Origin of the sequence: Glacieibacterium frigidum (assembly GCF_007097155.1) — a bacterium.
In the GTDB taxonomy this organism is placed as follows: domain Bacteria; phylum Pseudomonadota; class Alphaproteobacteria; order Sphingomonadales; family Sphingomonadaceae; genus Glacieibacterium; species Glacieibacterium frigidum.
Genome location: NZ_VJWA01000002.1, coordinates 576,994 through 596,446, shown reverse-complemented (window position 1 = coordinate 596,446; position 19,453 = coordinate 576,994). Strand labels below are relative to the sequence as shown.

18 protein-coding genes are annotated in these 19,453 nt (G+C 65.0%); 4 read left to right on the top strand and 14 right to left on the bottom strand.

Going from position 1 to position 19,453, the window contains the following annotated elements:
• Nucleotides 1–191 precede the first annotated feature (191 nt).
• On the top strand, nt 192–1,127 hold the full coding sequence (locus FMM06_RS12320) for a LysR substrate-binding domain-containing protein (protein WP_144237689.1): 936 nt from the start codon (nt 192–194) through the stop codon (nt 1,125–1,127).
• A gap of 38 nt (nt 1,128–1,165) precedes the next feature.
• Here the strand turns inward: FMM06_RS12320 and FMM06_RS12315 are convergent, their stop codons facing one another.
• The 4 genes from FMM06_RS12315 to FMM06_RS12300 all read right to left on the bottom strand — a co-directional run bounded on the left by FMM06_RS12315 (nt 1,166) and on the right by FMM06_RS12300 (nt 4,578).
• Nucleotides 1,166–2,062, bottom strand: coding sequence for a LysR family transcriptional regulator (locus FMM06_RS12315; RefSeq protein ID WP_144237688.1), 897 nt, complete (start codon nt 2,060–2,062; stop codon nt 1,166–1,168).
• A 151-nt stretch (nt 2,063–2,213) separates the two neighbouring features.
• Nucleotides 2,214–2,609 carry a RidA family protein gene (locus FMM06_RS12310; RefSeq protein WP_144237687.1) on the bottom strand — a complete coding sequence of 132 codons (396 nt, stop codon included), beginning with the start codon at nt 2,607–2,609 and terminating at the stop codon, nt 2,214–2,216.
• A gap of 53 nt (nt 2,610–2,662) precedes the next feature.
• Nucleotides 2,663–3,421 (bottom strand): SDR family NAD(P)-dependent oxidoreductase, encoded by a 759-nt coding sequence (locus FMM06_RS12305; RefSeq protein WP_144237686.1) that lies wholly within the window; start codon nt 3,419–3,421, stop codon nt 2,663–2,665.
• 188 nt (nt 3,422–3,609) lie between these two features.
• Entirely contained in the window at nt 3,610–4,578 is a 969-nt protein-coding gene (locus tag FMM06_RS12300) for an isochorismatase family protein (RefSeq protein WP_207790287.1), read from the bottom strand.
• Here FMM06_RS12300 and FMM06_RS12295 point away from each other — a divergent pair.
• Together FMM06_RS12295 and FMM06_RS12290 are read left to right on the top strand one after the other, a co-directional pair.
• Nucleotides 4,565–4,966 (top strand): DoxX family protein, encoded by a 402-nt coding sequence (locus FMM06_RS12295; RefSeq protein WP_144237685.1) that lies wholly within the window; start codon nt 4,565–4,567, stop codon nt 4,964–4,966. The genes FMM06_RS12300 and FMM06_RS12295 overlap by 14 nt on opposite strands.
• Before the next feature lie 120 nt (nt 4,967–5,086).
• Nucleotides 5,087–5,566, top strand: a complete 480-nt coding sequence (locus FMM06_RS12290) for a GNAT family N-acetyltransferase (RefSeq protein WP_207790286.1) — start codon at nt 5,087–5,089, stop codon at nt 5,564–5,566.
• On the opposite strand, the gene FMM06_RS12285 is transcribed toward FMM06_RS12290, so the two are convergent.
• Nucleotides 5,517–6,653 carry an NADH:flavin oxidoreductase gene (locus FMM06_RS12285; protein WP_144237684.1) on the bottom strand — a complete coding sequence of 379 codons (1,137 nt, stop codon included), beginning with the start codon at nt 6,651–6,653 and terminating at the stop codon, nt 5,517–5,519. The genes FMM06_RS12290 and FMM06_RS12285 overlap by 50 nt on opposite strands.
• A 1-nt stretch (nt 6,654) precedes the next feature.
• The gene (locus FMM06_RS12280) at nt 6,655–7,053 is read right to left on the bottom strand and encodes a RidA family protein (protein ID WP_144237683.1); all 399 of its coding nucleotides are present in this window, start codon (nt 7,051–7,053) and stop codon (nt 6,655–6,657) included.
• 133 nt (nt 7,054–7,186) lie between these two features.
• On the opposite strand from FMM06_RS12280, the gene FMM06_RS12275 reads away from it, so the two are divergent.
• A complete protein-coding gene (locus tag FMM06_RS12275) occupies nt 7,187–8,071 on the top strand; it encodes a LysR substrate-binding domain-containing protein (RefSeq protein WP_144237682.1) in 885 nt (294 codons plus the stop codon).
• An 18-nt stretch (nt 8,072–8,089) separates the two neighbouring features.
• Here FMM06_RS12275 and FMM06_RS12270 read toward each other — a convergent pair whose 3' ends face one another.
• The 8 genes from FMM06_RS12270 to FMM06_RS12235 all read right to left on the bottom strand — a co-directional run bounded on the left by FMM06_RS12270 (nt 8,090) and on the right by FMM06_RS12235 (nt 19,441).
• Nucleotides 8,090–8,464 carry a reverse transcriptase-like protein gene (locus tag FMM06_RS12270; RefSeq protein ID WP_144237681.1) on the bottom strand — a complete coding sequence of 125 codons (375 nt, stop codon included), beginning with the start codon at nt 8,462–8,464 and terminating at the stop codon, nt 8,090–8,092.
• Nucleotides 8,461–8,931 (bottom strand): redox-sensitive transcriptional activator SoxR, encoded by a 471-nt coding sequence (soxR, locus tag FMM06_RS12265; RefSeq protein ID WP_144237680.1) that lies wholly within the window; start codon nt 8,929–8,931, stop codon nt 8,461–8,463. Before soxR ends, FMM06_RS12270 begins: the two co-directional genes overlap by 4 nt.
• A 10-nt stretch (nt 8,932–8,941) precedes the next feature.
• Entirely contained in the window at nt 8,942–10,342 is a 1,401-nt protein-coding gene (locus FMM06_RS12260; RefSeq protein ID WP_235889298.1) for an efflux transporter outer membrane subunit, read from the bottom strand.
• Nucleotides 10,342–13,419, bottom strand: coding sequence for an efflux RND transporter permease subunit (locus FMM06_RS12255; RefSeq protein ID WP_144237679.1), 3,078 nt, complete (start codon nt 13,417–13,419; stop codon nt 10,342–10,344). Before FMM06_RS12255 ends, FMM06_RS12260 begins: the two co-directional genes overlap by 1 nt.
• Before the next feature lie 3 nt (nt 13,420–13,422).
• Nucleotides 13,423–14,475 carry an efflux RND transporter periplasmic adaptor subunit gene (locus FMM06_RS12250; protein ID WP_207790285.1) on the bottom strand — a complete coding sequence of 351 codons (1,053 nt, stop codon included), beginning with the start codon at nt 14,473–14,475 and terminating at the stop codon, nt 13,423–13,425.
• Between the two features lie 553 nt (nt 14,476–15,028).
• A complete protein-coding gene (locus FMM06_RS12245) occupies nt 15,029–16,534 on the bottom strand; it encodes a S10 family serine carboxypeptidase-like protein (RefSeq protein WP_144237677.1) in 1,506 nt (501 codons plus the stop codon).
• A gap of 48 nt (nt 16,535–16,582) precedes the next feature.
• Nucleotides 16,583–18,058 (bottom strand): MFS transporter, encoded by a 1,476-nt coding sequence (locus FMM06_RS12240; protein WP_144237676.1) that lies wholly within the window; start codon nt 18,056–18,058, stop codon nt 16,583–16,585.
• Nucleotides 18,059–18,091: 33 nt separating this feature from the next.
• The gene (locus tag FMM06_RS12235; protein WP_144237675.1) at nt 18,092–19,441 is read right to left on the bottom strand and encodes a carotenoid oxygenase family protein; all 1,350 of its coding nucleotides are present in this window, start codon (nt 19,439–19,441) and stop codon (nt 18,092–18,094) included.
• Nucleotides 19,442–19,453: the final 12 nt, after the last annotated feature.

Here is a 19,453-nt window from a genome sequence, read left to right as displayed (position 1 = left end):
CGTTCCGGCAATGATTTGAACGCTGCGTTCAAGACCGTGGACGTCCGCTTGTTGCGGATCGATGCTAGCCGTGGCTGTATCCACGTCAGGGTGCTGCGGAGAAGCTGAGAGCCGGCAACTGCGGCTTGGATAGAGGTAAGAGGACACCGAGGTCGGGTGTCAAAACAGCGCTGGCTGCCTGGAGACTCGGGATGCTGAATCTGTCCGACGCCTACTACTTCGTCCAAGTGGTCGATCAGGGCGGCTTCGCTTCAGCCGCGAGGAAGCTCGATCTTCCGAAGTCCACGCTCAGCCACCGGATTGGCGAGCTCGAGCTTGCACTGGGCGTCAGGCTGCTGAACCGCACATCGCGCCAGGTTGCGCTCACTCAGACTGGAGAGGAGTTCTATCGGCATGCAAGCGACCTGATCGCGAACGCGGCGAAGGTCGAGGAAGTGATCCGGAGCGGACTCAAGGAGCCAAGCGGCGTGATCCGGGTTACGACCACGACCGAGCTCTCGGAATACGTCCTGTGCGATCTCCTCCCGGCGTTCCTCGCCCGCCATCCAAAGGTGCGAATAACGGAGGAGGCAACCGATCGCATAGTCGACATCATCGCCGAAGGTTTCGACGTCGCGATACGCGGCCACAATTCCGCACTTGCCGACTCGTCGCTGATCCAACGGCACATTGCGAAGGCTCCGTGGATCCTTTTCGCAGGTGCCCGGTACTTGAAGGACATGGGTGCACCCACCGAACCGGGTGAGCTCGAGCGGCAAACGGCGCTCGCCCTCTCGCGACCTGGCATGACAGTCTGGCAGTTGACCAGACCGGGGCACGAGACACGTTCCGTCCCGCTGACGCCCCGCTTCCGAACCAACAGTATGGTATCGCTGAAGATGGCCACCTGCGCCAATCTCGGGATAGCGGCGCTACCTGGCTACATCTGTCGCCGCGAGATCGAGGACGGCTCACTCGTCCCGGTACTGCCGGACTGGCGGGTGATGGACGCATCCTTCTCCGTACTGATCCCCTACCGGCTGGGGGTGCCGCCAGGAGTTCGCGCGCTGCTGGACTTCCTCGCGGCCGAATTACCCAAGGCGCTGCGCTTCGACGATCCGGCGCGCGGCGCTGGCGACACACCTTGACGCGAGCACCAAGCCCTGCCGCGAAATTAAGATTTGGATCATTCCAGGGAAGAACCTTCGCGCAGGGCATCTGCAAGAAATTCGATCAGCGCCGCAACTCGCCGGCTTGGCGGCGCACCCGCGTGGACGGCGAACAGGTCGACCTGCCAAGGAACAAACCCATCCAGCGCCGTCGTGAGGGTGCCTGCCGCGAGTTCCTTGCGAATGTCCCACTGGTTCTTGAAGATGACCCCGGCCCCCGCCACGCCCCATTCCCGGAGTACGTCGCCGTCGCTGGCCTGCCGGTCGCCCCGCACCTTGACGTTCAGAAGCTTGCCAGCATCGCGAAACGGCCACGCCGACAGCGGTGCTCCTGGCCGGGCGAGCACGATGCAATTGTGGTCCGCGAGCTCGGTCGGATGCGCCGGCACGCCCGTCCGGCGCCAGTAGTCGGGGGACGCGCACACCACGCGCGGCCCCCTGATCAGCAACCGTGCGCGCATTGCGGAGTCCGGCAGCGGTCCGCTCCTAATCGCCAGGTCGATATGCTCCTCGATCAGGTCCATGGAACTGTCGCTGAGGAGCAGGGTCACTTCGACCCCCGGATGGCGATCCTGGAAGTTGTCGAGAAGCGGACGCAGTCGGACCCGGCCGAAGTCGTTTGTGGCTGTTATCCGGATCGGTCCGGTGAGTGGACCATTCTCGCGCAGTCCGCTCACGGCGGTATCCCAATCGGACACGATGCGACGCGCGTCCTCCAGCATCAGTTCGCCCTCGTGGGTAAACACCAGCTTTCGTGTGGAGCGCACCAGGAGGCGAACTCTGAGCTCGTCCTCGAGCTGGCTCACGGCAAGCGCGACAGTCGAGGTGGCAATCGCACGCTGCCGGGCGACGCTTGAGAAGCTGCCCGCCTCCGACACGTCGAGCAGCAGGCGCAGCGCGTCGATCCGATCCATCCGTCTACCTTCTCAAAGGCGCATTTAGCGACCGCCTTGATTACACCGAGCGGGCGCCTGAGCAGAAATCCTGCCACAGCGGCATGCGAGCCGTTTCGCGCGCAGCACGCGACCGACTGACCGGCGCCATGCCGCACCCGGCGCGATCGATTCAGGCTGTCGGGATCCGCGCGATCGCCTTAATCTCGAAGTCGAAGCCGGCAAGCCAGGTGACGCCCACCGCGGTCCAGTTTGGATACGGAGCCTCGCCGATCTCAGCGGCGCGGACGGACATCACGGTATCGAACTGCGCTTGCGGGTCGGTGTGGAAGGTGGTCACGTCCACGACGTCGTCGAAGGTGCATCCCGCGGCGGCCAGAACAGCTTTCAGGTTGGCGAAGGCCAGTTCGACCTGCCTCTCGAAATCAGGCTCGGGCGACCCGTCGTCGCGGCTCCCAACTTGGCCCGACACGAACAGCAGGTCGCCGGAGCGTATCGCAGCCGAGTAGCGATGCTCCTGATAAAGGGCATGCCGGTTGGCGGGGAAAATGGCTTGCCTCATTGTCATCGTCTGTCTCCAAGTGGTTCGCAGCGCCTCCGGATTTTGCCGAACTTAATCTCTCACCCGATAAGGTTTGCGATCCCGCCGTCGGCAAGCAAGGCCGTTGCGGTAACATAGCTCGCCAGGGGACTCGCCAAGAACACTGCGCCGTTGGCAACCTCCCGCGGGTCGCCAGCCCGGTTAAGAGCGACCTTCCAGCCGAGTTCCTCAAGGCCGACGCCCTTGGTCATGGCGGTGTTCATGACGCCCGGCTGAAGCACGTTCACGCGAATGCCGTGGGGCGCGAGCGCATCTCCCAGAGCGAACCCCATCAGGTTCACGGCGCCCTTGCTGGTGCCGTAGGGCACGTTCAGGCCGGATGCGCGAACGCCACCAATCGAAGAAACGAGCACGATCGAGCCCTCGCGGGCCCCGTCCACCATCGATCGCGCCGCGGCCTGTGCGATCAAGAATGTGCCCTTGACGTTGATCGCCATGATCCGGTCGAAGTCGGCCTCCGTGATGTCGAACAGAGCGGCGTTGCGCAAGATGCCGGCACTCGTGACCACGCTTGTCACCCCGCCGAATTGGTCGGCGGCCTCGACGGCCTGATGGACATCGTCGCTTCGGGTTACGTCGGTCTTTACGAAGACGGCTTCGGCGCCAAGCTCCTCCACAAGCTCGACGGTCGGGCGCCCACCTTCCAGTGGCTCCGGCTGCAAATCCGCAACGACGATCGCCTTGGCGCCTTCTTCGGCGAACCGCAGCGTGATGGCGCGCCCTAGGCCACTCGAGCCGCCAGTCACCAGGGCCACGGCTCCCTCAAGCAGTCCAGTCATCTCATGCTCCTTCGATTGCATTCGGTTCAAAACCCCCGGCATGGCGACCGCGTCCATGACGGCGACGCGCGCGTCCCCCGCAACCGCCGAGACCCGCACGGGGACAGGCAGCGTGCCGAGCGCCGCCGAGGACGGGTGTTAGACCGAGCAAGCGCGAGGATTCGCACCCATCCGACGTTCTTCGGCCCTCAGGCGACGGCGCCGTCCAGCTCGTGGGCACGGAGCGCCCATTTGCCATAAGGGACCTGCACGTTCCCAAAGATGGAATGAGGCCGCAGGAGGTCCACCACGCCCTGGTAGGTCTCGGAGCGCGCCCAGTCCTGCTGGAGTTCATAGACGAAGTGCTGCGCGGTCAGTGGCACAGCCCCGCCCTGGATCATCCGGTCGACCGAGCGCTCGTGCACCTGGGGCGTCGTGTCGCCGCATGCGTCGGCGACGAAGTACGCCTCGTAGCCGCGCCAGATCGCCTCCAATGCATTGAAGGTTGCACACGCCCCGGTCCAGAGACCTGCGATCACGAGGCGCTTGCGTCCCGTCGCCTCGACGGCCTTCACGAAGTTCTCGTCGAGCCACGCGTTGATCGAGGAGCGGTCGATCACGATCTTGTCTGTGAAAACCTCTTCAGCGATCTCCGGCACGAATGGTCCGGCGAAGCTATCCGCCGTTATCGTCGTGAGCACGGTGGGCATGCCGAACAGGGCCGCCGCCTTGGCGATGATCTGAGCGTTGTTGAGCACGGATGCGGGATCGTCGCTCCGTATGCCCATCAGCATCTGCGGCTGATAGTCGATGAGCAGCAGCGCAGTATCGGCAGCAGTGATGAACCGGGATTGTGGTCCGGGCATGACTTCCTCCTCGCAAAAGAACGTTTCAGAAGATGGGGCGGCGCGAAGCGGCTCCGCCAGCAACAATGCGCATAGACGAACGTTGAGATGACGACGACCGACAACTCGGACAAGCGCTTGGACGCTGCATCCAACCGGCAGGTCTTCCCTGCGCATCCAGCGCTGACCTATTTGCTTGCGCCGCCTGACAATAGCCGCGTGCACATCGCTGCGCGCAGCGCGCCTCAGCACGCCTGCCCGCTGGCATCGGCGAAAGGCACGGAGGCTCGCCGCGGGCCGCAACTGAGAAATTCGAGACATGCCGTCGATCATCAGCGACCTCCTCTCGGCCGATTGGTTCAACGTGGCGGCACGCGTCGTCCTGACCTCCTTCTTCTGGATCGCCGGCATCTTCGGGATCGCAAAGTTCGGCATGATGGTGAAGGTCATCGAGGCGCGCCGCCTGCCGAAGCCGGCAGCAATCGTGGCCGCGATGATCGTGACGGAGCTCGGCGGCTCCATCCTCCTCATCACCGACTACCGGTCGCTCGGATGGCTGGGCGCCGGCTGGCTCGGTGTTTTCACTTTCCTGTCGATCCCGCTGGGGCACCCCTTTTGGAAGTACCCGCCGCCAAAGAACATGGAGGAGTTTCAGATCGCACTGGAGCACGTCGCGGTCGTCGGCGGACTGATGTGCGCGGCTGTCCTAACCACGCTTTGACCAGACCCCGAACGACCGGACCCGTCGACGCGCCCTAAGTTTTGAGGGGAGCACGAGCGGCTGCGATTCCAGCGACCCGCTCGAGCACTGCCAGCCTGCAACAAGAGCGAGCCGTCCATCGTGAGCTTCCAGATCCGCCTAGCCAAGGCCGCAGACGCGCCGGCCATCCAGCGGCTCGTGCGAGACGCCTATGGGCACTACATCGAACGGATGGGCCGCCTGCCCGCCCCGATGACAGCAAACTATCTGGAGCTGATTGAGGCTGGGAGTGTCTGGGTTCTCGCCGCAGAGGACGACGTCACCGGGCTCATCGTGCTGCGGCAGGCCGATGACCATCTGCTCGTCAGCAACGTCGCCGTAGGCAGCGCGCAACAGGGCCTTAGGCTGGGTCGCGCGCTACTTGACCATGCCGAGACGCATGCCCGCCGGAGCGGCATCCACGAACTGCGGCTCTACACCCACGAGCTCATGCACGAGAACCTGGCGATCTACACGAGGCTCGGCTGGGAAGAGTACGGCCGTGGCGAGCAGGACGGGTTTAGTCGAATTTTCATGCAGAAGCGCCTCGCGCCCGAACTTGATCGTCATTCTCGAGAGTAGCGAGCGGTGACAATATCTGGCGGTCGAACTCGCCGATCTGACTCCCCTCTGCGACCCGCCTCGGCCAGTCGGCATGCGTGAGGGCGCCGCGGCCAAGCGTGATCATATCCGCTTCCCCCGCCGACAGCATATCGGCCGCGCGCGCTGGATCGTGAAGTGATCCGTTTGCAAGCACCGTTAGGCGGCTGTGGCGCTTGGCAAGAGCCGCAAGGCTGGGACCCTTGCCGAAGGCTGGCTGCCACGCTTCGAACTCGGTCGTGTGGAGATAGTCGAGCGGAAGCTGTCCGAGCCGCGCGTACGTCTCCGCCGCCTCCTCGGGCCCGCGCCACTTGTGGACGAAGTCGTTGACCTTAGCCTGCGAGCTACGGACGCCGACGATGAAGTCCGGCCCGACCGCCGCGCGAACAGCCTGCACAACCTCGATCGTGATCCTCAGCCGACTGGCGACCTCCCCGCCATAGGCATCGGTACGTCGGTTCACGCCTTCGGTCAGGAATTGGTCGAGCAGATAGCCATTGGCTCCGTGGATTTCCACACCGTCGAACCCGGCTTCGCGTGCCCGACCCGCTGCCGCCGCAAAGCCGGCTATTGCCTCGTCGATCTCGGACTTAGTCATCTCGGCAGCGACCGGATACTCTCCCGAACCCCGATAGAAAGGCATCTGATGCCCGGCCGGGCGCGCCGCGGAAGGCCCACGAGTGCCGGGACGGAAGCGATTGCCCTGCGAGACGGCGCCGGCGTGCATGAGCTGCGCGATGATGCGTGCGCCGGCCGCATGAACGCGGTCGACAACCGGCTGCCACGAATCGCGCTGCGCGTCGTCGGACAGTCCCGGCTGGTGGAGGTAACCCTGTGACCAGAGTTGATCGGGGTACAGCCCTTCGGTGATCACCAGTCCGAATCCGCCCTCGGCGAAGGCGCCGTAATAGTCGGCCATGCGGGCGGTAGCATGCCCCGCTTCGGTGGCGCTGACGCGGGTCATCGGCGCGACCGCCAGACGGTTGCAAAACTCGCGCCCGCCGATCGTCAACGGCTCGAAGAGACGCGCCGTTGCGATACGATTCTCACTCGTCACATCCGTGTGCATCTTAGTTCGCCTCGCCGTCACGAACGGCGGCGATCGCCTCGATCTCGATCAGGACGGCGGGGTCATACAGCGCCTTCACCTCGGCGATCGTGTCCGCCGGATACGGCTCCGAGAAGAACTGGCGGCGCAGCGCGACGACTTCCTGGAAATTGCCCATGTCGGTGACGAAGATTGTTACCTTGATGACGTCGTTAAGGCTCGACCCGCCAGCCTCGAGCGCGCGGCGCAGGTTGGCGAACGCCTGCTCGCCCTGGGTGCGAAAGCCGCCCTCGACGATTTTGCCATCGTCACCGGCGCCGGCCTGTCCGGAAATGAAGAGCAAATTGCCAAACTTGATCCCCTGCGACAGCAGGAAAGGTGCGTAGTTGTCAGGCGTTGTAACGACACGTTGCAGCTTCATTGTCTTGATCCGTTGCTTGGGGCTATCGCGAAGCATGACTTGCAGATGCCCGGGTTGATGCCCGGAAGATTGGTGCTGCGGGTGTTCACGACAAACGCTAAATCGTCACCCGACGCATGAGGTGCCTTCAGCCATGTACCGACGCCTTCCGCCGCTGTCCGCGCTTCGAGCATTCGAGGCGGCAGCACGGCACGGCAGCTTCAAGCAGGCCGCGGCGGAGCTCGCCGTCACGCCGACGGCGATCAGTCATCAGGTCCGCGCGCTCGAGGAACATGCCGGCCGCCCTCTGTTCGAGCGGCGCACCCGCAAGGTCGTACTGACCGACGCCGGCGTACTACTGTACCCCGTACTGCGCGACGGGTTCGATGCTTTCGCGGACGCCATGCAGCGCCTCACACATCGCCGCAGCCGCACCCAGGTGACGATCTCCGCGACGATCGCGTTCACCGCGCGCTGGCTTGTCCCGCGTGTGTCCGCTTTCCGTACGCAGAACCCTGGGGTCGATCTGCAGCTTCATGCGGCTGACGAGGTGGTCGATCTCGACACGGGTGTGGATATCGCGATCCGCTACGGGACCGGTCCTTACCCGGGCTTCGATGTCGTTCCGCTGTTGGCCGATCGCTTCGCGCCGGTCTTCAATCCCATGCTGGCGGTGGAGACCGCTGAGGATCTCACACGGCGGCCACTGATCGAGTTTCGGTGGCGGCGGCGGCATCCGGACAATCCGACTTGGGCGCGCTGGTTCGCCACGGCCGGATTGCCGGAACCGGAAGAGCAGCCGTCGCTGGGTTTCTCCGACGAGAGTCATGCCATCCAGGCCGCCGTTGCGGGTCAGGGTATCGCCCTAGTGAGTCTAGCGCTGGTCAGGGACGAGCTTGCCGCAGGCCAGCTGGTTCAGCCCTTCGGCCCGTCGATCGCAGGCTTTCGCCACCATATGCTGACCCGCGAAGGCGAAGCGAATGCGGCGGTCAACGCCGCTGCCCGCTGGTTGCTGTCCGAGGCGGAAGCGCTCGCCTGACGAGACTGCGGTGCCCCGCTACCGGCCGGAATGTCGCTTCGACAGAAAGATGCCCGCCAGATTCTGGGTGCGGGTGATGCGCCGGACGCGGACTCGCACGAAATTTGACCGCAAGCCGTCGAAGGCCGCGCCGTGCCGCACGAGCTTTGGACTTCGGCAGCGAGTTGTGCCGTTCGCCTGGCCCACGACCAGGGCTGAGTCACCGAGGAGCTGAATGTCGGTAACGCCCAGAGTGCCCGCCATGTTCAAAGCGTAGATAGCGGCGAGCCACTCGGCGTCGTTGTTGGACCCGAAGCCAAGATCGGGCTCGAAGTAGCAGATGCCCGCCGCTACCACCGCAACCTCAATGCGGCCGGGGTTCGGTCTGCAGCCGCCGTCGAAATAGATCTTCACGACAACACCCGCTCCGCTTCGTTGGTATCGATGAGCACCCGCGGGCCTGGACCAGACTGAGCCAGGGCGTCATCGGGGTTTCGCAACGGGCAGACCGCGAGCGACAGGCAGCCGCATCCGATACAGCTTTCGAATTGATCACGTAGCTGGGTCAGCGAGTCGATCCGGGCTTGAAGCATATCGCTCCACGACCGGGTAAGTCTGGCCCAATCTTCCTTGGTCGGCGTCCGCGAGTTCGGAAGCTGGGCGAGCGCACTCTTGATGTCTTTGAGAGGGATGCCCGCGCGCTGCGCGACCTTGATGACCGCGACGAACCGCAGCACGTCCCGGCCATAACGGCGTTGATTTCCGCTGGTCCGGCGGCCGTATATCAGCCCCTTTTCCTCGTAGAAATGCAAGGTGGAGACGGAAACGCCGCTACGCCGCGCCACATCCCCGACCGTCAGTTCACGCGTCACGTCCAGCATGAAACAGTCCTCACCTCGACGGCGCTGGCGTCCAGCCGCCTCCCAGCGCCCTGAACAGGATCACGAGGTTCGAGGCAACAAGCCGGTCCTGTTCGACCAGCGCGAGCCGGGCCCGAACCAGCTCCGACTGCGCCAGGATGACGTCGACATAGGCGATCGAGCCCGCCCTGTATCGCAGGTCCGCCAGGCGAAACGCCTGTTCGGTGCGCTGCTCGGCGACGGCGAGGTCTTCCCGCCGCCGCACGGAAGTGCCGTAGCCGCTCAACGCCTGCTCGACTTCCTTCAACGCGGTCAGAACGACCCCGTCGAAATCTGCCAGCGCTGCCTCGGTCCTGGCCTCCGACTGACGAATACGGGCCCGAGCCGCACTGGTGTTCGGGAACGAGAAGGACAGGAGCGGACCCAACCCATAGACGAGGCCCCGGCTTTGGCTGATCCCCTCGCCTCCGGCCTGCGCAACCGACGCGCCGAAGCTGATCCTGGGATAGAGTTCCGCTGTGGCAACGCCGATCCGCGCTGTAGCGGCCGCCAGTCGGCGCTCCGACTCCGCGATATCAGGGCGTCGCTGGAGGAGGCCGGCGACATCGCCGACGGGAATGGGTCGGTGCGGGCCGGGGGCAGACCCGCACCGGGCGGCAGCTTCTGGTACTTGGGCCGGGGGGAGCCCTAGAAGTGCCGCCAACTCGTAGAGCGCCGACTGGCGCGCATCTTCGGACGGCGCAAGCGCCGCACGGGCTTCCGCGCGCTGGCCTTCGGCGCGGGCAACATCGAGCACGGCCGCCGATCCAGCCCGCTCCTGCAAGGCGATAATACGCGCGCTCTCCGTCGTCAGATCGATCGAGGAACGCACCGCCGCAATCGCTCGGGTGGCAGTGCAGGCAGATAGATAGGCATTGGTGACCGCGGCGACGACGCGCACCTGAACCGCGGCGCGCGCGAAATCCGTCGCCGCCGCGTCCGCCCGCGCCGCCTCGATCGAGCGCGAGACGCGGCCGAACAGGTCAGCCTCGTATGCGAGCTGGATTCCGCCTTGCCCCGTGAACCGATCGCCCTGCAGGAACAGTGGCGGCTGCGTACGGCCATAGGTCGCCTGGCCGCTGATCATCGTCTGCGGCAGGCGGGCGTTGCGAGCCTCTCCGAGTACGGCATCCGCCGCCTTCAGGTTGGCAATCGCTGCCCGCAGGTCGGTGTTGGCTGCAAGCGCTCGCTCGATCAGCGCGTCGAGCACCGGATCCTCGTATATTCTCCACCAGGTCGAATCCGGCGCGGTCGTCGCCGTCGCGCTCGGCAAGGCGGTGACAAATGTCGCCTGATCGGCCGAGGCGGGGCGAGGCCTGACATAGTTCGGGCCCGAGGTGCATGCGGCCGTACTGAGCAATAGCGTGCAGAGGATTATCTTGCGCATGGACATCAAGCCCCCACCATCGCCGGCGAAAGGCTTGGGTCGGCAGTCTCGTGTTCATTGCGCGTGCGGTGATCGCGTGCGAGCAGCGTGTAGAAGGTCGGCAGCACGAAAAGCGTGAACAATGTGCCGATCATCATGCCCATGACCACGACGATCCCGATCGCGAACCGGCTCGCCTGACCCGCGCCGCCGGCGAACAACAGTGGCACCAGCCCGGCCACCATTGCCGCCGTCGTCATCAACACCGGTCGCATACGCACCCGCGCCGCCTCGACGATCGCGCTCGCGCGATCAAAGCCTCGCTCGCGCTGCACGTCGTTGGCAAAGGCCACCATCAGGATGCCGTGCTTCGAGATCAGCCCGATCAGCGTCACCAGCCCGATCTGCGTGTAGATGTTGAGGGTCGTGAAGCCGAGATACAGCGGCAGCACCGCGCCGCAGACCGCGAGCGGCACGGTGACGAGGATCACCAGCGGGTCGCGGAAACTCTCATACTGCGCAGCGAGCACGAGGAAGATCACGATCAGCGCGAAACCGAAAGACACGGTCAGCCGGTTGCCCTCCTGTACATATTGGCGGCTGTCGGCCAACCAGTCGACCGTTATGCCCGGCGCCATCGGCTGCGCGTCCATGAACGCCACCGCCTGCCCCATCGTGACCCCGGGCGCGAGGACACCCGACAGGGTCGCTGCGTTCATCTGGTTGAACTGCGGCAAGCGATTGGCGCCCGGCTTCACATCGACGGTCATGACCGTCGACAGCGGGATCATCTGGCCTGAGCGTGACCGCACGTAGAAGCGGCCGAGGTTCTCCGGCGTCAGCCGGTCCTGCCCACGCACCTGCGGAATGACGTCGTAGGACCGATCATGGAAGTTGAAACGGTTAACGTAGTTCTCACCCACCAGAGTAGCGAGCGTATCGGCGACGGCCTGCATCGTGACGCCGACCTCGCCCGCCTTGGCTGAATCGATGCGGATGCGCGCGGTACGATTGTCGAAGGCGAGATCGCTGTCGACGAATACGAAAAGCCCGCTCTTCCAGGCCGCGCCCTTCAACGCCTCCATGCTTTGATAGAGCGCGCTGAAATCGGCGGGCGATCGCAGCACCATCTGGAACGGCAGTCCGGAGCTTGCCGCAGGCAGCGCGGCCGGCTGGAACGGTGTGACGGAGGCATCATGAACGCCGTTCGCGGTGCCAAACAGCTGTCCCTGCACGTCGGTCGCCGACCGCGCACGATCCTCCCACTCCTTGAGGATTACGCCGCCGAAGCCGAGATTCTGGCCGCCGCCGCCATTGTCGAACCAGCTGCTCTCGTATTCGGGGAGTGCCCGGAACAGCTTCTGAACGTCGTCGGAGACGCGATCTGTATAGTCGATGCTGGCATATTGTGGAGCGCGCGTGGCGGTGAATACGTAACCCTGGTCCTCCTGCGGTGCGAGTTCGCGCTGTGCGCCGAGGAACATGACGACGGTGCCGCCCAACATTGCCACTGAGATCAGTACGACGACCGGCCTCTGCACCAGCGTCTGGCCGAGTGCACGGGCATAGGCTCCTGACAGGCGCTCGAACACGTGCTCGACACGCTTGGCAAAGCGACCCTCGGTGACCTTCCGGCTGAGCAGTTTCGCGCTCATCATCGGGGAGAGCGTCAAGGCGATGACGCCGGACACCACAACCGCGCCCGCCAGCGTGAAGGCGAACTCGCGGAACAGGCTGCCGGTCAGGCCGCCCATAAGCCCGATCGGCGCATACACGGCCGCAAGCGTAATCGTCATCCCGATAACCGGTGCGACGATCTCGCGCGCGCCCAGGATCGCCGCGTCGAAGGGCGAGAGGCCGTCTTCGATATGGCGGTGGATGTTCTCGACGACCACGATCGCATCGTCGACGACAAGCCCGATCGCCAGCACCATCGCGAGCAACGTCAGGAGATTGATCGAAAAGCCGAACGCCAGCATCAGCGCCGCCGTGCCGATCAGCGACAGCGGTATCGTCACCACCGGGATGATGACCGCGCGGAGCGAACCAAGGAACAGAAAGATAACGACGACGACGATGATGATCGCCTCGACCAGGGTGTGCTCGACCTCGCTGATCGACGCTTCGACGAAATGCGCGACATCGAACTGACTCCTGACGACGACCCCCGGCGGGGCCGATCGCTGAATTTGCGGGATCAGCGCCATCGCCGCTTTGACGATATCGAGCGGGTTGCCGTCGGGCGTCGGCGTGATCGCGATGATCACCGAACGCTTGCCGTCGGACCATGCCGAGCTGTCGTAGTTCTGCCCGCCGATCTCGACCGTCCCGACGTCGCGAAGCCGCACCAAGCCGTCGTCGCCGGTCTTCACCACCATGTCGCGGAAGTCGTCGAGGCTGCGCAAGTCGGTCGCGGCCGTGATGTCCGTAACAGTCAATCCGCCGTTCAACCGTCCCGGCGCGGCCTGCACGTTATTGGCGCGCAGAGCTGCGGCGATATCGCCGGCAGACAGGGCGCGCGCAGCGAGCTTCACCGGATCGATCCACACACGCATCGCGAGCGGGCTGCCGCCGGATATCTCGGCGGAAGCGACGCCCGGGATCGAGGTGAACAGCGGTTGCGCGACGCGCGTTACGAAGTCGCGCAGCTGCGACGGCGTGTATCGGTCACCGCGGAACGCGATGTACTGGACCGCCGAGGCCCCATCGGTGATCTTGGCAATCACCGGATCGAACGCGCCTTGCGGCAGCCGGTACTTCACCTGCTGCACCTTGGCGAGAATCTCGGTAAGCGCGCGATCGGCATCGGCGTTCAGGACCAGCTTCGCCTTTATCTGGCTGCGCCCCATCGTCGAGGTCGAAGTGAGATATTCGATGCCGCTCGCCGTCGCGATCGACTGCGCGATGGGCTGGGTGACGAAGCCCTGCATGACGTCCTGGGTCGCACCGGGAAAATGCGTGTCTACGGTAATCGTGGCGCTTTGCAGGTCAGGATATTGCCGCACCGGCAGACCGAACAACGCGGCGAGCCCGACCAGCAGGATCAGCAGGCTGACCACAACCGACAGGATTGGCCGGCGAATGAAGAGATCGGTGAAGCGCATGGCTCAGCGCCCGCCCGACACAGGAGACGGTTGTGCGACCGTGACCGCGCCGCCCGGCTGAAGCCGCAGCTGGCCGGTTGTCACGACGACATCGCCGGCCTTCACGCCGCTCTCGACGATTGTGCGCGTGCCCACTTCGGAACCGACAGTGACCGGCAGCAGTGCCGCCTTGCCACCTCGCACGACATAGACACTGTCACCCGACGCTGAAGTCTGGATCGCCGTCGACGGCACGAGGATCGCATTGCCGCGTGACGCCTGCGCGACGCCGACCGTCACATACAGGCCAGGACGCAGGTCACCCGGGTTTGTCATCACCGCTTGCACCGAGACATTGCGCGTATCGCCACCCACGCGCGGTTCGATCGCATTGATGCGCGCCGTGAACGCCCGGCCCGGTGCCGCATCACTGCGGACCGAAACCGTACCGCCGACGTGCAGCTTGGCGAGCTCCTGTTGTGGGACCCCGAAGTTCACGTAGAGCCGGTCGAGCGCCGTCAATGTCGCGATCGGATCGCCGGCGTTGACATATTGGCCGGGGTTCACCTGCCGGATACCGATCTGCCCCGCGAATGGTGCACGCACGCTTTTCTGCATGATGCGAGCATCCAGCTGCTCGATCGCGGCGCGCGCCTGCACCAGTTCCGCTTCGCGCTGCTGGAGCAACTGGCGCGGCTCGGCACCGGTGGGCGCAAGCTCGCGCGAACGCTCGAACTGGATTTCGGCGAAGCGGACGCGTGCAACAGCGGCCGACCGATCGGCGCGTTCGGGGGCGTCGAACATGCGCACGAGCGTGGCTCCCTGGCCCACGCGCTGGCCTGCCTCAAAGCGAATGGAGGTCACACGGCCCGGCACCTCCGGGGCAAGAAGCACTTCGCGTACCGCTTGAAGCGTACCGTTTGCTTCCAGAGCTTGCGGCAATGTCTCGGCGCGCACCGTCATGGCGGACACTTCGACGGGAGGCGGCGCGTAGGGTTTGCCAGATGCCGCCCGCGTGGTGCGCCACGCGAAGACCGCAGCGAAGATCACCAAGAGCGCCACGACCGCTACCAGCATGGGTCTGCGCGATCGTCGGCGCTGAGGGCTCTGGCTGGGGGTTAGATCCATGTCGGCTCCGCGAACGAGACCCCGCCGGCTGACCAGCGGGAGGCTCGCAGAAGCGTGCCGACACACTCTCTAGAACCTCAGCTATAGTCGAGGTCAAGATCTGTTGGCTTGGCCGCAGCGTACAGAATAATGGCCGAAGGGCTCGCAGCCGGTCGTTGCGCCAATCCGACCGGAAATGCAGCAGGCGCCATATACATCAAGAGTCGTTGCGATGCCCGAAGGCAACCTGCCGAACCGGGCAAGGCGGCTCTTCGAAAGCCTGCCAGGTGCTCGGCCAAAGACCGGTAGCCGTTGCGCGCATTCGTTGCCACGGGCTTGCTGCCAGCGGCCGCAAATGGCTTCGCGGGCATCGCGGATTCAGCACCCCCAATCGCCTCTACGCCCCCTCTGGACATGGATGCGCGCGGGGTGGCGAGTGTCGTACGGATCGCGCCTCATCTGTTCACGACCACGGCCGCAGTGGACGCACTGATCGCAGCGATGCGTGACATCTAGCCGTCCTTCAGCCGGTTTTTCGGCCCTGACTAAGTATGAGCGCCTTCAACTCCCGGTTGACGCGCTTCCGGATGCCGGCATCGCCTACGAACAACGCATGGCCGCTATCGACACAGACAAATGTAACGCGTCGACGCAGCGCAGGCTCGATCTCAGCCAGTTGCGCCTCGGTACTGGCGCAACTGGCCGGAAGTGCATCGTATCGTCCGTGGACGACCAGCATACGCATGGCGGGGTTAGCACGCATCGCATCCGCCGCCAGCGGAAGCTCCTGGCCACCGGGAGGATATCCTTGCGCCATCGTCGCGCGATCTGCTGCCGCATGCGATGCGCGGTCGAGTCCGTCGGCATGATACCCGTCGAGGTAGTTCCATTCGGGCGGCGACGTCGGGACGAACCCGTCAATGCGCGCCGCGTCCCAGACCAGAGGCAGATACGACAGGCTTGTCCGGTATCCTAGTTGCGTTCGGACATAGTGCTCGCCCGGTGACCGGCGAGCGGGTGGCTGCGCAAGCGCGGAGGAAACGATCCGTCGCATGTCGAACGCCGCTAGTTTCTGGGAGCGATCCGCCAGCAGCCCCTCGGTCATCTCCTTCGGCGTCACGGTCAGCCGGCTGCGGTCGATCCGTTCGAGTGATAGCCCGATGTAGAGAGAAAGACGCGCAGCGATCGCCTCCCGCTCGTCGGGACGCAGCGTCGACCTGCGTGCGAGCGCGGGCAGATAGACCGTCGTCGCCCATCGACTCGCCTCGGCTTCGACACGATCGATGTCCGGACCCAACGACGGGGCCAGCCGGCCGTGCAGCGCAGCGACACGCGGATAATGGACGATGCCGAGCGGCGCGAACCGCGTTTCCGCGCCAGGGCGGGCGAGACCGTTGCGCCCCGCCATCGCCGCGCCGCCACCGACAGCGACGCCACGGATCGTCAATGCATGCGCGACAGCAGCGACGCGATAGGCGCCCCAGCTCACACCAGCGAGATAGATTGTCTGGTCCTCGGCAGCGAACAGCCGACGCCAGCCGAGAATGCACTCGACGAAGGCATCGTTGTCACCCCTGGTTTGATAGAAGGCCGCCGCATCGTCCGGCGTCGCCAGCCGGCTGAAACCGCTGCCGACCGCATCGATGTAGAGCAGGTCAGTGTCGCCGAGCAGCGTGTCGTCATTGTCGATGACGGTGCCGGCGTCGGTACGCTTGGGCCCTTGCCCGCCCATCAGCATCGACATCATCGAACCGCCCGGACCGCCGTTCCAGATGATGGTCAACGGGCGCACCTCGCCGATCTTCGGTGTCACGCGATACGCGACGTAGAACATGTGCGCGCGCGGGGTATCCGTGCCGCCCACGCGGATCGGGATGCGGCCCGAGTAGCTTTTGTAGCGCAGCAGCTCTCCGCCAAGCCTTAACTGATGCGCGCGCTCGACGACTGCCTCGTCGGTATTCTGCGCCGACACTCCCGCAGGCGAGACGAGCAAGAACACGAACAAACCTATTGCCTGCGACAGCGTCATGACTCTTTCTCGCCAATCTTACGAAGACAATGTCGTCGGCATTGTTCATCAGGGCGGCCCCGGCGCCTTGACCCTGATCAGCACCGCGATGCCGATCGCGATCATGACGGCGATGGGCAAGAAGCCCATCTGCTGCGAGCCGAAGGTTGTGGTGGCAAGTCCAACCAGCAGCGGGCAAATCCACGGCGCCGAGCGCGGCGTCAGCGCGAACAGGCCGAAGAAAGCCGCAGTCCGCTCGGGCGGCGCGAGTTCCGCCATCATCGTTCGGCTTGATGACAAGGCGGCCGTAAGGAATACGCTGATGCAAAAATCGGCCCCGATATAGATCCATTCGGGCCACGTATCGAAGAGCGCTAGGCTCCACGGGCGCCCCTGCACGGCAGGATCGTAGGGAAGGACGAAGAGAATATGGTCCTGCCCGATGCTCATCTTCGTCACGATGCACAGGAAGCAGCCCACGAGGCTGATCAGCAGCGATCGCTTCACGCCAAGGCCCAGATCGAGCTTGGCGGCGAAGATGCCGCCGCCGGCGGCAAACACGCTGGCCAGCAGGCCCTCGATCATCAGCTCTCGCGGGCCCCACCCCAGCACACCTGCGCCGAAGACACCGGAGAAGACGATGATCCCGGCGAGCGCGTCGGCGAAGATCATGCGGCCGATGAGAAACGTGCGGGCTTCCGGCGCCTCCCGCAGCATCGCGAACATGCCCCGCAGGTCGGCAAAGCCCGCGCGTAGCGCTTGGCCGACCGTGGTCCGCCGGGCGGGGGCGTCCCGCGTCAGCAAGATGAAGGGTATCACGCAGGTGAGAATGACAAGGCCGCACAGCGGCCCGACGAGCCGCTCCGGCTGGTGCGAAGCGGCGTCGAGCCCAAACAACGGACGATCGGGCAGCCATGACGACGACATGGAGGCGGGAAGCACGAACGCCCACAGCACGAACAGCATCGCCGCCACCGAGGTCGCATGGCCAACCGTGAAACCAAGGCCGGACGCACGGGCGCGCTCGTCGGGCCTCGCGGCGTGGACGAGGAGGGAGTTCTGTACCACCTCGGCGAGACTGAACAGGACCGCGGAGACCGCGAGCAGAGCGGCAATCTGCATCAGCGACAGCATGCCCGGCGCTGCGAACCAGAGCGCGCAGGCGACCGGGACCGTCAGCAGGGTGAGGCCGATCAGCAGCGGCTTGCGCCTGCCAAGGTGATCGATGGTCGTGCCGAGCAGCGGCGCCGCCATCGCGGCCGCGATGCCCGCGCCGAGATTGACGTTTGCGATAAGTGTCTGTCCCGCGACCGGATCCGGGGACAGCACGGACGCAAGATAGGGGACGAAGACGTAGATGAGGACCAGGACGACGTAGGTCGTCCGTCCGGCCTCCATCAACGACCATGCGATCGCGCTCGGCGAGAGCCCAGCGTTGCGCGTGGCACCGCCAGCGGCGCGGGAGGCAACTGACCGATCAGTCATCGGCCGAAGTCGGGATACTACCGGAGCGAGACCTGCCACCGGATCCTCGGTCGTATCCATGACCGGCGCCCGGTTCGCGTGCCCAAGGCGGCGTCACGCCCCTATAGCCTGTCGCGGTATCCAGTTACCGTGGAAGCCCTGCGGCACCCGTTGAGGCAGCCACACCCGCGCAACCGGCCCCTTCTCGATGCGCTCTGCATCCATGATAACGAGTGCGCTGGTGTCGTTGCGCGACGAGTAGGCGTAGCCGACCAGCCACCCCTCCCCCTCGGCCGCGTCCGCAGACGCGGGCACCAACACGAACTCGCTGAGGATGGTGCCTTCCTCGAAGCTGAACTCGCTGCTTCGGCCCGACACCACGTCATAAGTGATCATCGTCCGGGAGCCGATGCCGCTGCCGGTCTCGTCGGTCCGGATGGCGTAGCCGAAGCGGTAGGGCAGCCCGATATAGCGCGGGTCCCCCCGGGGAAACTCGATGGTGCGGTCGTCTCTTCGCTCCTCGGACACTTGTCCGTCAGCATCGATGCGCCACCGGTGCAGATAGGCGGGCTCGATGCCCTTCGTGCCGGGCCCTCCTCGCCAGAAGTCATCGTAGCGCACGACATCCACTACCGTGGAGCCGTCATGGTCCTCGTAGGCGTTGAGCGGGTGGAACACGTAGCAGGGATCGACTTCGAACCAGCGCACCGAGTCCTCCAGCGCGCCGCGATCGATCAGGCCGACCCGCGCGCCGTAGTCGTCCGCCCAGCGGAACGGGATCCCTGTCGTGAGGAGGCTATCGTCGGCGACGACCGGCAGGTCCATGAACACTGCCTTGCGTGCAGTGATCGCGAAGCCGTGCATCATCGTGGGTGCGCCAACCGCGATCTCGACGGAGCGTATCAGCTCCCCTGCCTGGTCTGCCACATGGTAGGTGACCACCGGTTCCCGGGCCGAATAGCCGAAGAAGTGGAGTTCGCCCGTCAGTGGGCAGATGACCGGATGGGCCGTGCACGGGGTCGCCAAGCGCCCGTTGAAGTCGTAGGCGCCGACGGTCCTGAGCGTGGGCGCGACCTCCGTCGGCACCGCGTCTTCGACCAGCGCAAGGATCCTGCCGGCATGCGCGATGACGTTGGTGTTGGCCTCGCTGCGGCCAAGGCGGTGCGCGTCCGGCGCCACTTTCCCGCCCCGCTTATCGGCAAGCCTATCCGTCTGGACATAACGGTTACGGTACCAGCGGGCGGCGCCACCGGACAGGTCGACGCCGTGAAGCATGCCATCGCCGACGAACCAGTGCCTGGTAAAGTCATGGTCCAGTGGATTTGGTCCGTTTCGAAGGTACAGCCCGTCAAGCTCCGGTGGGACTGAGCCTTCCACGCGCAGATGTTCCTGGAACACCTCCAAGTCGACGGGGGCGAAATTGCCTTGTGCATAGAAAGGCGCGGCGGCAGGCGTCTCGACCATCAACGTCTCCTT

Coding starts and splice junctions, on each gene's coding strand:
- FMM06_RS12320 (WP_144237689.1), top strand. CDS start 192: ATGCTGAATCTGTCCGACGCCTACTACTTCGTCCAAGTGGTCGATCAG.
- FMM06_RS12315 (WP_144237688.1), bottom strand. CDS start 2,062: ATGGATCGGATCGACGCGCTGCGCCTGCTGCTCGACGTGTCGGAGGCG.
- FMM06_RS12310 (WP_144237687.1), bottom strand. CDS start 2,609: ATGACAATGAGGCAAGCCATTTTCCCCGCCAACCGGCATGCCCTTTAT.
- FMM06_RS12305 (WP_144237686.1), bottom strand. CDS start 3,421: ATGACTGGACTGCTTGAGGGAGCCGTGGCCCTGGTGACTGGCGGCTCG.
- FMM06_RS12295 (WP_144237685.1), top strand. CDS start 4,565: ATGCCGTCGATCATCAGCGACCTCCTCTCGGCCGATTGGTTCAACGTG.
- FMM06_RS12300 (WP_207790287.1), bottom strand. CDS start 4,578: ATGATCGACGGCATGTCTCGAATTTCTCAGTTGCGGCCCGCGGCGAGC.
- FMM06_RS12285 (WP_144237684.1), bottom strand. CDS start 6,653: ATGCACACGGATGTGACGAGTGAGAATCGTATCGCAACGGCGCGTCTC.
- FMM06_RS12280 (WP_144237683.1), bottom strand. CDS start 7,053: ATGAAGCTGCAACGTGTCGTTACAACGCCTGACAACTACGCACCTTTC.
- FMM06_RS12275 (WP_144237682.1), top strand. CDS start 7,187: ATGTACCGACGCCTTCCGCCGCTGTCCGCGCTTCGAGCATTCGAGGCG.
- soxR (WP_144237680.1), bottom strand. CDS start 8,931: ATGCTGGACGTGACGCGTGAACTGACGGTCGGGGATGTGGCGCGGCGT.
- FMM06_RS12260 (WP_235889298.1), bottom strand. CDS start 10,342: ATGTCCATGCGCAAGATAATCCTCTGCACGCTATTGCTCAGTACGGCC.
- FMM06_RS12255 (WP_144237679.1), bottom strand. CDS start 13,419: ATGCGCTTCACCGATCTCTTCATTCGCCGGCCAATCCTGTCGGTTGTG.
- FMM06_RS12250 (WP_207790285.1), bottom strand. CDS start 14,475: ATGCTGGTAGCGGTCGTGGCGCTCTTGGTGATCTTCGCTGCGGTCTTC.
- FMM06_RS12245 (WP_144237677.1), bottom strand. CDS start 16,534: ATGACGCTGTCGCAGGCAATAGGTTTGTTCGTGTTCTTGCTCGTCTCG.
- FMM06_RS12240 (WP_144237676.1), bottom strand. CDS start 18,058: ATGGATACGACCGAGGATCCGGTGGCAGGTCTCGCTCCGGTAGTATCC.
- FMM06_RS12235 (WP_144237675.1), bottom strand. CDS start 19,441: ATGGTCGAGACGCCTGCCGCCGCGCCTTTCTATGCACAAGGCAATTTC.